This is a genomic window from Gordonibacter pamelaeae (assembly GCF_003340385.1).
GTDB lineage: Bacteria > Actinomycetota > Coriobacteriia > Coriobacteriales > Eggerthellaceae > Gordonibacter > Gordonibacter pamelaeae.
In genome coordinates, this window is the sequence record NZ_PPTS01000006.1 from 47,354 (window position 1) to 60,542 (window position 13,189).

Genomic DNA, 13,189 nt, shown 5'->3' on the forward strand with positions numbered 1-13,189 from the left:
GCTCACCCCTCATTCCAGACACGAATCTCGACCAGATTGTCGAAATAGCTCTCATTCACCCCAACTGGATCGTAGACCGAAGTCAGCAATTCCGACCACGATCCGGCTTTGAATTGGTTTTGCTGCCAGCTTTTCGGGTACACCGTACATCCGGGACGAACGGCATCGTTAAGGATGGCTTTCGCAACGCAGTGGCCGCGATCGTTGTACACTTCCACATAGTCGCCATCTGCTATATTGCGCTCGCCAGCATCGACGGGATTCATTTTGATAGTCGGCTCGGGGTCGAGCTCGCGCAGGTACTGGTTGTCAGACCACATGGAATGCACGCGGAATCTTGGACGTTCGCTCAAAAGAATGAGCTTGTATTTATCCCAGGCAGGACTTCCTTGGTACGCCTCAGTCGGATTGAAATACCGCGGCAAGTGTTCGCGTTCAACATCGAATTCTTGCCCCATATCAAACTGAACGGTCGGATTCTCTACATAGAACTCCATTCGCCCAGAAGGAGTTTTGAATTCGGCATTCTCCCACGGTATCCAAGGCTTGCTTGGATACCAATACATGTCTTCGTTCTTTTTCACGTTTTCCCAGGTTATACCTAGCTTTTCCAAAGCCGGCGTATTGATGACCTGTGCCATGTATTGGTCATCGGAAAGAGAAAGCAAGTCAGGATGGCCCATCTTTTCGGCAAATAGGCGAAGGATATCCAAGTCAGACTTCGACTCGTACAAAGGATCAATCGCTTTTTCACTATAGATAAAGCATTGCGTGGCCGAAATGGCAATCACATCTTGTTGCTCGAACCAATGCGCAGCTGGAAGAACGATGTCGGCATACTTGACCGTATCGGTAAACGTATAATCGGCAACGACGAGAAAATCGAGATTTCCTACAATATCGCGTAGGTATTCATTAGTGTTTACTTGATTGCAAACGGGGTTCCCTGAATAAACGTAGAGCGACTTAATAGGATAATCCTGTCCTTTATACTTACCAGTACGCATTATTTCGGGCAAAAACAGCGCCGATATCATGGGATATTTTGCAGCCGTCATGCCCTTTACCAAAGCATTGATGCCCCAACAGGGTTTAAAATCACCAATACCGGTACCCGCACCCGGATAACCTATTTGCCCCGTTAAAGCCGCCATGGTTATATTGGCATGGGCGGCGTGCACGCCATTCGTGTATGAGTTGGATCCCCAGCCGAGTCGATGAATGCACGGACCATCCACCGCCATATGGGCCAGTTCGATAATAGTATCAGCGGGGATATCGCATATCTTCGAGGCCGCTTCCGGTGAATAGTCCATGATATCGGCAACGAGAAGATCGTATGCGGTACGACAAGTGACCCCGTTAAAGTTATACGTTCCGCTTAGCCTGGGGTCCTTGGCATCATCAGCTCCGACCGGCTTTCCGTCGAATTCGAGCACCGCCGGCTGGTCTACAATCTTCGTTATCGTCGAACCCTGGCCAACAGCGGCGCCCTTGTTAGAACTTGAGGCGGCCGAAACCTGCTCTCTGCTTACCTCGATAACAGTCGGCTCCACCCCAAGATCACTCATGCGAAGGAATTTCCCTGTATCTTCTCTGACTAGAAACGGAGCGCACGTGTGCTCCTTGAGAAACGGCCTGTTCTCAAGCTCCTCACTCACCATCACATACATCATAGACAACGCGAGCGCAGCATCGGTTGCTGGCTGTATCGGCACCCATTTGTCTGCTTTAGCAGCTAATTGCGTTAAAACTGGATCGATAACCACCAGCTTCGTACCTGATTCTTGAGCTTCCGCTATGAAATGCCAATCGTGCATCTGGGCATCTGTGATATTGGCTCCCCAGACAAATAGCGTTTTAGCATTCTTGAAGTCCGAAGGATCATTAAGAACCCAATCGCCCAGGCTGCCTACAACGCGATTGACGCCACGCGTATTTGCCTGATCACGAGCAATCTTGATCTGCGTTGCATTGATCTTATTGAAGAAAACATTGAACATGGGAGAAGCAACGCCGCTGATCGTTCCCATATTGCCCGATCCTCGCGTGTAAGCAATTGCCTGGTCGCCGTACTTCTCTCGTATCGCCTGCCATTTTTCAGCAATTTCAGTCACAGCTTCATCCCAGCTGATGCGCTCCCACTCTCCCGCGCCTCGATCTCCGACACGCCTCAAGGGATATTGGATCCTGTTCGGACCGTAAACGTTGTAGGGGTGACTTAAACCACGCAGACAAATCCTATCGATCTCGCCGTTCGGAAAGGAATTGAATTTGCGCTTTGAAGTCTTTACGATTTTGTTATCGCGAACATGGACGTTGAGCTTGCAAGTGCCAGAGCAATTGCCGCGGCAGACTCCGCAGAATACATGTTCGCTCTTCGTTTCATCCTGACCTGACTCGTAATTTGCCGCCAAGGCCTGGAGCGACGGCGTTGCGGCGGTACCGACCGCGGCCAGACCGGCCGCAACGGCAGTCGTCTTGAGAAAGCTTCGGCGCGTGAACCCAGAATGTGGGCGTTCGTTTCCTGACATATCTCCTCCTCAAAGATCATCAGGATACCCTGGAGAAAGCTGCTCGGGAAAACGTAGTGCGCACCTCCGCTCCCCTCGCTTGGCCTTCGGGATACCCCCTTGTTAATCCTCGTATTGGCCAATCTCGATATTGTCACATTATCACAATGTCTTGCGACAATCAATAGAATAAACTATGCCGGATCGGAGATAGAAGGAGATAGAAGGGTCATCTACGATGTGCTAGCCGAACGCCTTCATGCGAACTTTGGCGCCGAAAAGGATGCGGTCGGCCAATGCATCGGCTTCCTCGCCGAAGCCCGAGCATACCGCCTGCTCCGCCGCACGCCGCAGCGCATCGGGCAGCTCATGTCGCAAGCGCGCACGCTCGTCCGCAGCCTGCCAAGCTGGCTGCCTCAGCTCTTTCGCAAGCAGGTCGAAGTCGTCGGCATTCACCTTGTCGATATTCAGGTGTTCCCCCACGCGCAGGCCCATGCTGCGACTCAGTTTGGCTCCGCACCGACCGTCGTACACCGCTGTCGACACAAGATCATAGGCCGGAACAAAGCGCACGGAGTTGGAGCCAGTCCAGGCAAGCGAATAGTTTTTAAGATGCGCGCCGCAATTGCTGATCAAATAGTTGTACAGCATCAAGCTGGTGCTGGGAATAACCGAGCTGTTTCCGTCGCGCACGAACGATCGCGCCAAAGTCACCTGCCGAGAGTATTCGATTCATACCGCGTTCCCGTTCGGGATGAACCCAGCGACTTGAGAACACTATTACCGATCGGGAACGGTCAAGAGGTTTTCGCGCTGTTGTTCCCGATCGGTAACGGCACGTCGGGCGGGCGCGCGCCTAGTGCGCGAGTTTCTTGTTTGCCAGTCGGGCGGCCACCATGGCGATGATGTCGTCGTCGGCGAGGCCGGCGTTGGCGCAGGCGCGGATCATGTCGTCCACCAGCAGCTCCACCGGGCTGTTCGCAGCCAGGTCGGCGCCCACGGAATGGCGCTCGGCCACGAATGTTCCCCTGCCCTTGCGGGTGGAGATATAGCCCTCGCGCTCGAGGTCCATGTAGGCTCGGTTCACCGTGTTGTAGCTGATGTCCAGGTCCACGGCCAGCGCGCGCACCGTGGGCAGGCGGTCGCCCGGAACGTAGGCGCCCGAGCCTATGAGATAGGCGATGCGGTTCTTCACCTGTATCCATACGGGCAGGCCGCTGCTGTAATCTATTTCGAACGACTCAAGCGGGCTCATGGGGCTTTCTCTCACGGTGTCGGTTAGCTTTCATCATAACAAAACCACGTTGCCGCAGGTTGCAGGCCTTGCAACGTTCGCGCAATCCCCGCAACGGGAGTGCCGCGGGCGAACGATCCGTACGAGAGACGCCCCTCGGGTAAACGGTTCAATCCCCATGCCGACCACCGCTTTTCCCCGAACCAGTGCCTCTTCGAGCCCTCCGTTCCGCACCGGGACGGGACGGCTTTCGGTTGCCGCCCCGATAGCCGGGCTCATTGCCGGCCGCCCCTCACCGCGTCCGACGGCGCCCTGCCGAGCCCGTCGGCACCGGCCTTGTCCGCGGCGTCGGCGAAGCCGTCCGAGAACGAGCTCGGCACCGTGACCACGGCGCTCTTTGACTTCTTCACGGTGTCGTACTGCATGAGCATCGTGCGCAGCTTCAGGGCCGCGTCGGGATCGCCGTAGATGCGCGCGGCCTCGGCCAGCATCTCGGCCAGGTCGCTCTCCACGCTGGCCACGGACATGCGCGCGTTCTTCTCGCGGTCGGCCTGGGCCTCCAGGCTCATGGCCTCCTGCAGCTCGTCGGGGATCACGATGTCGCGCACCTTCACCGAGATGATGTCGACGCCCCAGTTGGCCGCCTCCTTTTCAATGTCCTCCTTTATCTCGATATCCAGCTGGTCGCGGCGCAGCGCCACCTCGGCCACGGTCGAACGGCCCACAGCCTCGCGCATGGCCGTCTGGGCGAGAAACGACACGGCGGCGTAGTAGTCCTCCACTTCGGTGCACGCCTTCTCGGCATCCCACACCACCCAGAACAGCACCGCGTCCACCGTCACCGGCACGAGGTCGGCCGTGAGCGTCTTCTCGGCGTAGAACGGCGTGGCGATAGTGCGCTGGTCCACGCGGATGGTGCCGTGCTCGATGAGGGGAATGGTGAGGTACAGGCCCGGCCCCACGACGCGCGCCAGCTTGCCGAAGCGCAGCACCACCACCTTCTCCCAGGAGAGCGCAATGTGCGTGGAGGACAGCACGAGCAACGCCGTGAGCAGCGCAGCGACGATGGCAGCGAGGCCGATGCCGCCGGTCGCGACGAGGGCGACGCCCAGCACGACAGCGCCCGTCATCGCGAACACGGCGATACTGAAGATGACCGCGCCGTTGCGCGATGACTTGCGCGGCACGTACGAGGTGGCGGCCCTGATCTCGGCCTCCTTGTCGGTGAGCTCGTAGGGGGCGTCCCGCATGGTGCGGTCGGCTTTTCGTCGTCTCATGGCTTTGCCTCTCATCCTATCGTCAAACCGAACAGCAGGCCGGGCAGCTGCGTCGCATCGTAGGCCCCGGCGCCCACGAGGCAGAACCTAAGCGCGAACCCGCCCGCCAGAAGCGCCGCCGCGATCCACAGAAGCTGCGTGCGGCTGTTGCCGTGCGTGAGGCAGCGCTCGAGCGCGAATGGAACCGCCAGGCCGCACAGGACCGCACCGCCCCAGAACGCCCAGCGCAGATCGCCCGCGACGAGCGCCTGCGCTGCGAGCGCCGTGCCCTCTCCTGCAAACGCCCAGGCTAGATAGCCAGCCATCACCAGGGCCTCCAGCACGACCAGCACCCCGTCGACGAGCGCAAGGCGCGCAAGCGGACGCGTGATGGGGCGGCGCGTCTCGACGAATGCGGCGCCCAGGAAGGCGCAGGCGACGCCGCACGACAGCGAGGACAGCGCGAACAGCGCCGGCAGCAACATCGTCTGCCAGAACAGCACCGACGCCAAGCCCTGCAGCAGCACGCCCGTGTACGCCACGGTCACGAGCCCCGCTGCCACGCCGACCGCCGCCACGCCTCCTACCGCAGCGGGTCGGATGCGCAGCCCGTCCAGCAGCTCCACCAGCGAGAACCCGCCGGCGCAGACGAGCGCAAGGACCAGCGCGTAGGCGCCCACGGCAATGGCCGACGGCTCCGGAGACGTGAGCAGGTACAGCAGGCGCTCCGGACGGCCGAGGTCTGCGAGCAGGCAGAGCATGCCGGCCGCCAAGGCCACGAAGCACACGGGCCAGCTGCGAGCGAAGAACTCGTCGGGCAGCGCGAAAGCCCGCTCGATGCGGGTGGAGCGGGAAGGCGGGAAGGCGAACCGGCGCCGCACGTTGGCGCATTCGAGCGCGCTCAGCACGACAAGCGCGCCCGCCCCGGCGCCGCCGAGGAACAGGTAGCCTGTCGTGAGCAGGTTGAACATGCGAATTCCGACCCCCTGTGCGGCCTGCCTGCGCGGCAGGTCCGTCCCTCCGCCCGCCGGTTGCCCGCCGACGCGGCCGCACCCTCGCTGCGAACATGCCGTCCCGCCCCCGGATGGCGCTTGCTTCGTACCCGGCTGGCATCCTATTTGTCGCAATGTACCAATTCATAGGTATTATAGCACCATCGCAACGGAGCGGCGACCCCCCCCCTCCTCCTGCCGCCCTTGGCCGGTGCCGGGCGCGTGGCAATGCCGTGACGGAAGCGCCACGCTCCCCCGCTGCCGCGCAAGCGCGCCGCCGGGCGCCCTCATACTTCTGCGAATCGGCCCCTTCAAAGGAGGTGCACCATGTATCCCGACCTCAACGGCAAGACCGCCGTCGTCACCGGCGCGTCCGTCGGCCTCGGCCACGGCATTGCACGGCGATTCCTGCAGGAGGGCATGAGCGTCGTCGTCAACTTCCACAGCGACAAGCACCGCGGCGAGGCCCAGAAGCTCGCCGACGAGTTCAACGCGCCGGGCGAGACCGCGCGCGTCGTGCTCGTGCAGGCGGACATCTCGCAGGAGGACGGCGCGCCCAAGCTCCGCGACGCCGCGCTCGAGCACTTCGGCGGCATCGACGTGTGGGTGAACAACGCCGGCATCGAGTCGCGCCACCCCACCCACGAGCTGCCCCTCGACGTATGGGAGAAGACGCTCGCCGTGAACCTGACCGGCGTGTTCCTGGGCTCGAAGGCGGCGCTCGGGCACTTCGTCGAGCAGGATCGGAAAGGCTGCATCGTCAACCTGTCGTCCGTTCACGAGCGCATCCCCTGGCCCACGTTCGCGCACTACGCAGCCAGTAAGGGCGGCGTGAAGCTGTTCAGCGAGACCATTGCGCTCGAGTACGCCCACCTCGGCATCCGGGTGAACTGCATCGCGCCGGGCGCCATCGAGACGCCCATCAACGCCGAGAAGTTCGAGGACCCCGAGGCGCGCGCTCAAACGGAGCGCATGATCCCCCTGCACCGGATCGGCACGGTGGAGCAGGTGGCCGCCGCCGCAGTTTGGCTCGCGTCGGACGAGTCCAGCTACGTCACCGGCACGAGCCTGTTCGTTGACGGCGGCATGGCGCTGTACCCGTCGTTCGAGCGGGGCGACGGCTGATGGCACGGTGGATGGACCTGCGCCACACGTACAACTTGAAGGGCAAGCTGCTGTTCTCGTGCATCGGCGTGGTGTGCATCGCGCTGGGCACCACCGTGTGTCGTGTGGGCAACGTGGGCGTGGACCCGTTCACCGCCATGAACCTGGGGCTGAGCGCGCTCGTGGGCATGGACTTCGGCACGTTCCAGCTGTTGGTGAACCTGGTGATCCTCGTGGCGGTGTTCGCGTTCGACAAGTGGCAAATCGGCCTGGGCACGATCATCAACATGGTGTTCGTGGGGTACCTGATTGAGCTTTTCACCTGGATCTACCACCTGCTGCCCTGGCAGCCCTCGGGGTTGGTGAGCGCGGGCGCGCACCTGGTGCTGGGAACGCTGCTGTTCACGCTGGGCGTGTCGCTGTACCTGAAGACGCGCATGGGCGTGGCGCCCATCGACGCCATCGCGCCCGTCATCGTGGCGCGCACGCGGTTCTCCTACACGCCCGTACGCATGGCGCAGGACATCCTCGTGACCGTGGTGGCCGTGCTGGCCGGCGGGCCCATCGGCGTGTTCACCGTGGTGGCGGCGTTCATGACCGGTCCCCTGATCACGGCGTGGAACCGCGTGGCCACGCTTCGGCTCTACCGCCGCTTCCACGTGCTGGACCGGGAAGAGCTGGCCGAGGAGCGCGGTTAGCACGCCGCGAGGAAAGGAGACGGGCCATGCAGCGAGCAAGGGCGGAGCGACGTCTGTTCGTGGGGACCTACACCGAGGACACCGCGAGCGAGGGCATCTACGTGCTCGCGTTCGACGAGGACGAGCGCCGTCTGCATGTGGTGAACGCGGGGACGCACGCGCCGAACCCTTCCTACCTCGTGCGCGCGCAGTCGGCCGGTTCGCCCGCGGGCGCGGAGGCCGGCACGGAGACGAAGCCCGGCGGAAGCGCGACAAGCACCCTGTACGCAGCCCATGAGCTCGCCGACCGCAGCTGCCTGGCCGCCTACGACGTGGCGGAGGACGGGACGCTTTGCTGCCGGGGCACATGCTCGTCGCCTGCCGACGCCGGCACGTGCTTCGCCACCGTGCATCCCGACGGGCGCTGCCTCTACGGCGCGAACTACGAAAGCGGCTCGGTGGGGCTGTGCCTGCTCGACGCCAACGGGAACCCCTGCGGCGGCCTGCCGTCGATACGCCATGCGGGAAGCGGGCCGAACTGCGCGCGGCAGAGCGCGCCGCACGTGCACTCGGCGCGCTTCGTGCCCGGCACGGGCCTGCTGGCCGTGGTGGACCTGGGAACCGACACCGTGACGCTCTACCGGGCCGAGGCCACCGGAACGCTCGAGACGCCGCCGGTGGAGACGGTGCGCGTGCCGCCCGGCTCCGGCCCGCGCATGTTGGCGTTCCATCCCCGCCTACCGCTCGCAGCCCTGGTGAACGAGCTGGCGAACGACGTGCTGCTGTACCGGTACGACCGAGCGGGTACGGGCTGGGAGCAAACAGGAAGGCTCGAATTGCCGGTGGTCCCCGGCGACGTGCGCGCGGCGCATCCCGCGTTCTCGCCTGACGGTCGGCGCCTGTACGTATCCGTGCGCGGCAGCGACCGTCTGACGCTGTTCGGCATCGACAGGGACGGCGCCGCTACCCCGCTCGCCGACTGCCCGTGCGGCGGGCGAGGCCCGCGCCATTTCTCGCTCTCCCCCGAGGGACGGCACCTGGCCGTGGCCAACCAGGGCAGCGACGAGGTGGTCCTGTTCGCCCTCGACCCGGCCACGGACGAGCCACGCGAGGAGGCGCGCATCGCCGTCCCCCAGCCCTCGTGCGTCATCTGGGACGGATAGCCCGAGAAGCAAAAACGCGAAATCCTGGAGATGCTGCTGCGGATTGCCAAACCGAGTGTTTTTTGACAGGCTTATGAACAGGTGATATATTGTATTTTACCTGTTCATAGGCCTGTTTTGTTCTGTCAAAAAACTACCAGTTTGGCAATCGCTAGGAACGCAGGCGCCTTATCGAGCAACGAGCGCGCCGAGGAACGCGGCCGCGTCGCAGTAGAAGGGAATGCGCGACTCCGCGGCGACGGCTTCGGCGAAGCGGGGCATCCAGGCGCGGGCGTGCTCCTCGAGGAAGGCCCCGTAGGCCGCCGCGGGCGAGCCGCCGGGGAGGCCGGAGCCGGCCGGAGCGCCCTCGGGCGGCTCGGCGCCGGCGGCGCGCAGGGCCAGGTGCTCCAGGAGCTCGCACTCCGTCGCCACGTGGTCCAGCGGCTCGTTGGTGCCCTCGGGACGGCCCAGGCCGCAGGAGCGCATGAAGCGCTCCACCTCCATGGAGTGGGGGTTCACGAACAAGAGCGCCTGCACCCCGTCGTCGGCCGCGCGCCAGACGCCCTCGTAGGGCGAGACCGCCGGCTCCGGCGCGCCCACGAACAGGCGCGTGGCCTCGGGTCGCAGGGCGTGCAGGACGTCCCCCGGGCCGGAGCGCCCCGACAGCCCCTCCCCGAGGCCCTCCGGCAGCGCCAGGCCGAGCGCCCCCGCTATCTCGCGCGCCGCCGCGGCCCACTCGCCGGAGGCCACGGCGCCCTCAAGCTCGGCTCCCGGGTAGCGAAACGAGAACGCCGCGAGCTCCCAGGCGGCGGCGCGGACACCCCAGTCGACGTCATTCATGCTTGTCACCGTTCCTTTTCTTGAACCAGGCCGCTATCCACTTCCCGTGAACCACGACGTGCACGAGCAGCAGCGCCAGCAGGGCTTTCGCGCTCACTGCATGCAGCGGGTCCCAGAAATAGTACCCCTGCGCATACCATCCGAACGTGGGCAATACCGCCCCGGAGACCATGACGCCCGACACCGTAACCGCCATGAGCACGACGACGATCAGCAGATCGAGCACCAGGTTGCCCGTGCGCCCCCATGCCGGGCGCGCGATCGACCCCCGCAAGATCTCAACCGCGCAGTCCACATGCAGCAGCGCATGCACGAAGAACACCAGGAACATGCCCAGGCCCAGCCACTCGTGGATGCTGATGCCCGTGAGGGCGGGATTGGCAACCACCAGGAAGACCGCGAGGGCGGCTACGTCGAGAGCAAGGTTTCTCCTGTCCACGGCTCAACCCACCTTCCGCACGATGAGGACGAGCCCCACGACCAAGGCCGCGGGTGCGAGCAGCCACAGGTTCAGGCTAGCATCGCTCGCCTGGTGGTAGCGCGTTGTCAGGGAGTCCCACGCATGGCACTCGACGCTCGCGCAGCCCGCCTCGGGGCACATCATCTCGGCCACGCCGTCGGGCTCCGGCACGTCGTCGAACCCGTGGCACGCACCGCTCGCGCACGCCGCCACCGGGCAGGGCGACTCGGCCGTCACCGCCTGCACCCCCGTCGCCGGCTCGACCGCTTTGCCCGCAGCCAGCACCAGGCCGCCGGCGAGCGCGAACACCGCGAGCGTCATCAGGAGCTTCCTCATCGCAGGTGCCCCGATTCGTCAACCACCTGGAGCTTCAGTTCGCGAATATACGCATCGGCGCCCTGTCCCTCGACCACGTTCCACGAGAGAACGGGAAGGACGCCCAGTCCGACCGCCTCGGCAACGCGCGCGGGATGAAACGACACGCAGTCTTCCTCCACGCCGTAGCGCGCACCGATCCCGTCCAGGTAGGCGCTGACCTTTTCCTTGTCGCCGTCGAACGCCTTCGCCGTGCGGTAGAAGCAGTCGTCGCCCAACTCGTAGACCTCGGGGTCCAGCGCAACGGCGCGGTTTCTCTGCAGCACCTGGTCGCGGTTCTTGTTGTCCAGCGTGCAGCAATGCACGCCCAGGGAAAGCCCCTCGTCAAGAGCGAACAGCACGAGCTCCAGGCACGCCTCCTCGCTGCCGGCCACGGCCATGCCGCCCGCGTAGCCGTAGTCGTAGAGCACCTCGAAGGGCGGGTTCTTCAACGCAAGCCCGCGCCGGGCGAAGTCGCCCCAGTTGCGGTGCGGATAGCACAACTCCAACAGGTTGATGCCGCGCACGCCCAGATCGTCCAGCTGCCGCAGCAGCAGCTTCATGCGCTCAAGCTCGGCGGGAACGACCGGCATCTCCACCATGGCATCGAAGGGGAACCGACGCGCGAGCGCGATGGCCGCGAGAGCCTCCTCGACCGCGCCCTCCCCTTCGTCCAGCTTCACGCTGAAGCGGATCTCGTTCAGCCCGCACTCGGCTGCCTTAGCGCAAAAAGCCTCGTCAAGACCCATGCCCGATGTATAGAGACGCAGATGCGCGTCCGGATAGAGCTCGCGGGCGCGGGCGAAGAACGCCAGCGCCTCGTCGCTGCAAAGCAGGGGTTCGCCACCCGTCAGGCCGACATGGGTGACCTCCGCCACCTCGCGGCCGAACGCCTCCAGCTCCTCCCTCCACGGGGTGTCGCGGGCGCAGTGCTCTTCGAAGTCGGCCTGGTTGGGATTGAAGCAGAAGTAGCAGTTTCGATTGCACCGCAGGTTGATGTAGAACGTGCGGCTTCCACAGCCTCCCACGCATGCGGCGCACGCGCTCGACAGGAACCCGGTCGACACGCTGGCCCCGCCGTTCATGAAGCGCGCACCCCGCTCGCGCAGGGTTTCCCGCAGCTCGTCGGCACGCGGGCGCCCGGCGGCGCGCGGCGCGAAGACCGGCCCCTCCGCGGCCATCGCGGCGACGAACTCGCGCTCGATGGCGGCGTACTCCTCAAGCCATGCGGCCAACGTGGGACGGGCGGAAACCATATCGTCCATGAGCTCCCCCTCCAAGGAACGAGCCGTGTATCCGACAGGCGGATGCGGCCGCCACCAGCCGCATCCGCCTGTCGGAGCCCGCCTCGGGGCGGGCTCCTGTTCGCTGCCTGCGGAGCGAACCTAGTGCGACTTCTCCGTCGGCTTGAGCGGCAGGTACTTCAACCCCACCAGCAGCAGGAGCGCGCCCAGGCCGATAACACCCAGCGTCACGCCGAACTCGAGCGGGGTCGGGAAGTACACCATGCCCTGATAGGCCGCGGTCATGCCGGATTCCCAACCCGTCACCGTGTACGGCGACACGGGACCGGCATAGTCAAGATTCGGCAGCTGGAAGCCGCCCACCAGCAGCTGCACGCGCTTGCAGAAGATGCCGACGATGGCCAGGAGGCCGGCGGCCACGATGAGCGGGTTGGTACGCAGCTTAGGCGTGAAGCACACGATGGCAGTCAGCGCACAGCCCACGACCTCGATCCAGAAGAACGGGGCGAGCGGACCGGTCGTCAGCATGGACACAACCTCCACGCCATGCCCGCCGGGGAAGCCCTCGGTCAAAAGATCGCAGGCGAAGAAATACAGGTCGACGCACACGAACACGCCCAAAAGCTTGGCCATCTTCACGACGAAGGACTGGTCGAGCTCAAGGTAGCCCGCCTTGCGCAGAGCGATGACCACCACGAGCACGAGGGCCACGCCGCACACGAGCGCCGACGACACGAACCAGGGGCCCAAGAGCGCGGTGTGCCACATCTCGCGGCCCTGCTGCAGACCGAAGATCCACGCGGTCACGGAATGGACCAGGATGGCGCAGACGAGCGCGATGGCGCTGATCACGCGCAGGGACGTGGCCGAGCCCTTGCCGCCCTCGAAACGCAGCGTGGCCCACAGGTACACGATGGACAAGATGAGATACGTGCCCAGCACGATGATGTCCCACATCAAGGGAGAGCCCAGGTTCGAGTACGCGAACAGTTCCCACAGGCGAAGCGGCTGGCCCAGGTCGACCACCACGAACCCGATGGCGAGCACCGTGCAGCAGATGGATGTCCAGACGGCGATCTTCGAGATGCCGCCGAAGCCCTCCACCCCGAACACGCGCGGCGCGCTCGAGATGATGAGGCCGCCAGCGGAAAGGCCCACGAGGAACATGAACATGGTGATGTAGAGCCCCCAGGAATCAAGGTTGCGCATGCCGGTCTGGACCATGCCGCCGGACAGCTGCATGACCCACAGGGCCAGGCCCATGATGGTCAGCAGGGCCGCGACCACGATACCGATATTGATGCCTTTGCCCCCAAACTTGGCGGCGGGAGCCTTGGGCGACTTCGTCGCCGAGGTGTTCTCAGTCATGATTC

The 13,189-nt window shown here is 64.0% G+C and carries 13 protein-coding genes; 3 read left to right on the top strand and 10 right to left on the bottom strand.

Translation table 11 applies throughout. The features are described 5' to 3' along the window. Positions 1-2: 2 nt before the first annotated feature. The 5 genes from C1877_RS10060 to nrfD (C1877_RS10080) all read right to left on the bottom strand — a co-directional run bounded on the left by C1877_RS10060 (position 3) and on the right by nrfD (C1877_RS10080) (position 5,974). The gene (locus C1877_RS10060) at positions 3-2,534 is read right to left on the bottom strand and encodes a molybdopterin-containing oxidoreductase family protein (protein ID WP_041239335.1); all 2,532 of its coding nucleotides are present in this window, start codon (positions 2,532-2,534) and stop codon (positions 3-5) included. A 222-nt stretch (positions 2,535-2,756) separates the two neighbouring features. Further along, a complete protein-coding gene (locus C1877_RS10065) occupies positions 2,757-3,221 on the bottom strand; it encodes a HipA domain-containing protein (protein ID WP_147274545.1) in 465 nt (154 codons plus the stop codon). A 148-nt stretch (positions 3,222-3,369) separates the two neighbouring features. Beyond that, on the bottom strand, positions 3,370-3,768 hold the full coding sequence (locus C1877_RS10070; protein WP_087191269.1) for a GntR family transcriptional regulator: 399 nt from the start codon (positions 3,766-3,768) through the stop codon (positions 3,370-3,372). Between the two features lie 254 nt (positions 3,769-4,022). Further along, on the bottom strand, positions 4,023-5,024 hold the full coding sequence (locus C1877_RS10075; RefSeq protein ID WP_227154090.1) for a slipin family protein: 1,002 nt from the start codon (positions 5,022-5,024) through the stop codon (positions 4,023-4,025). Positions 5,025-5,035: 11 nt separating this feature from the next. Then, positions 5,036-5,974, bottom strand: coding sequence for an NrfD/PsrC family molybdoenzyme membrane anchor subunit (gene nrfD, locus C1877_RS10080; protein WP_114569093.1), 939 nt, complete (start codon positions 5,972-5,974; stop codon positions 5,036-5,038). 348 nt (positions 5,975-6,322) lie between these two features. On the opposite strand from nrfD (C1877_RS10080), the gene C1877_RS10085 reads away from it, so the two are divergent. From C1877_RS10085 to C1877_RS10095, 3 genes are read left to right on the top strand one after another with little or no spacing between them, the layout of a single operon-like run. Then, a complete protein-coding gene (locus tag C1877_RS10085) occupies positions 6,323-7,120 on the top strand; it encodes a glucose 1-dehydrogenase (RefSeq protein WP_015539598.1) in 798 nt (265 codons plus the stop codon). Beyond that, positions 7,120-7,797: a YczE/YyaS/YitT family protein gene (locus C1877_RS10090; protein WP_049784082.1), complete on the top strand. Its 678-nt coding sequence runs from the start codon at positions 7,120-7,122 to the stop codon at positions 7,795-7,797. The genes C1877_RS10085 and C1877_RS10090 overlap by 1 nt, the downstream gene beginning before the upstream one ends. A 26-nt stretch (positions 7,798-7,823) precedes the next feature. Next, the gene (locus C1877_RS10095; RefSeq protein ID WP_015539596.1) at positions 7,824-8,939 is read left to right on the top strand and encodes a lactonase family protein; all 1,116 of its coding nucleotides are present in this window, start codon (positions 7,824-7,826) and stop codon (positions 8,937-8,939) included. Positions 8,940-9,107: 168 nt separating this feature from the next. Here C1877_RS10095 and C1877_RS10100 read toward each other — a convergent pair whose 3' ends face one another. The 5 genes from C1877_RS10100 to nrfD (C1877_RS10120) form a co-directional block, all read right to left on the bottom strand. Beyond that, positions 9,108-9,758, bottom strand: coding sequence for a TorD/DmsD family molecular chaperone (locus C1877_RS10100; RefSeq protein ID WP_114569094.1), 651 nt, complete (start codon positions 9,756-9,758; stop codon positions 9,108-9,110). After that, positions 9,751-10,197, bottom strand: a complete 447-nt coding sequence (locus C1877_RS10105; protein ID WP_114569095.1) for a DUF4405 domain-containing protein — start codon at positions 10,195-10,197, stop codon at positions 9,751-9,753. The genes C1877_RS10100 and C1877_RS10105 overlap by 8 nt, the downstream gene beginning before the upstream one ends. Positions 10,198-10,200: 3 nt before the next feature. Beyond that, positions 10,201-10,554: a hypothetical protein gene (locus C1877_RS10110; RefSeq protein WP_015539595.1), complete on the bottom strand. Its 354-nt coding sequence runs from the start codon at positions 10,552-10,554 to the stop codon at positions 10,201-10,203. Next, positions 10,551-11,837, bottom strand: a complete 1,287-nt coding sequence (locus C1877_RS10115; RefSeq protein ID WP_114569096.1) for a radical SAM protein — start codon at positions 11,835-11,837, stop codon at positions 10,551-10,553. The genes C1877_RS10110 and C1877_RS10115 overlap by 4 nt, the downstream gene beginning before the upstream one ends. 120 nt (positions 11,838-11,957) lie before the next feature. Continuing rightward, complete coding sequence (gene nrfD / locus C1877_RS10120; RefSeq protein ID WP_114569097.1) at positions 11,958-13,184, bottom strand: NrfD/PsrC family molybdoenzyme membrane anchor subunit; 1,227 nt, start codon at positions 13,182-13,184, stop codon at positions 11,958-11,960. Between the last annotated feature and the right edge of the window lie 5 nt (positions 13,185-13,189).

Coding starts and splice junctions, on each gene's coding strand:
- C1877_RS10060 (WP_041239335.1), bottom strand. CDS start 2,534: ATGTCAGGAAACGAACGCCCACATTCTGGGTTCACGCGCCGAAGCTTT.
- C1877_RS10070 (WP_087191269.1), bottom strand. CDS start 3,768: ATGAGCCCGCTTGAGTCGTTCGAAATAGATTACAGCAGCGGCCTGCCC.
- C1877_RS10075 (WP_227154090.1), bottom strand. CDS start 5,024: ATGAGACGACGAAAAGCCGACCGCACCATGCGGGACGCCCCCTACGAG.
- nrfD (WP_114569093.1), bottom strand. CDS start 5,974: ATGTTCAACCTGCTCACGACAGGCTACCTGTTCCTCGGCGGCGCCGGG.
- C1877_RS10085 (WP_015539598.1), top strand. CDS start 6,323: ATGTATCCCGACCTCAACGGCAAGACCGCCGTCGTCACCGGCGCGTCC.
- C1877_RS10090 (WP_049784082.1), top strand. CDS start 7,120: ATGGCACGGTGGATGGACCTGCGCCACACGTACAACTTGAAGGGCAAG.
- C1877_RS10095 (WP_015539596.1), top strand. CDS start 7,824: ATGCAGCGAGCAAGGGCGGAGCGACGTCTGTTCGTGGGGACCTACACC.
- C1877_RS10100 (WP_114569094.1), bottom strand. CDS start 9,758: ATGAATGACGTCGACTGGGGTGTCCGCGCCGCCGCCTGGGAGCTCGCG.
- C1877_RS10110 (WP_015539595.1), bottom strand. CDS start 10,554: ATGAGGAAGCTCCTGATGACGCTCGCGGTGTTCGCGCTCGCCGGCGGC.
- C1877_RS10115 (WP_114569096.1), bottom strand. CDS start 11,837: ATGGACGATATGGTTTCCGCCCGTCCCACGTTGGCCGCATGGCTTGAG.
- nrfD (WP_114569097.1), bottom strand. CDS start 13,184: ATGACTGAGAACACCTCGGCGACGAAGTCGCCCAAGGCTCCCGCCGCC.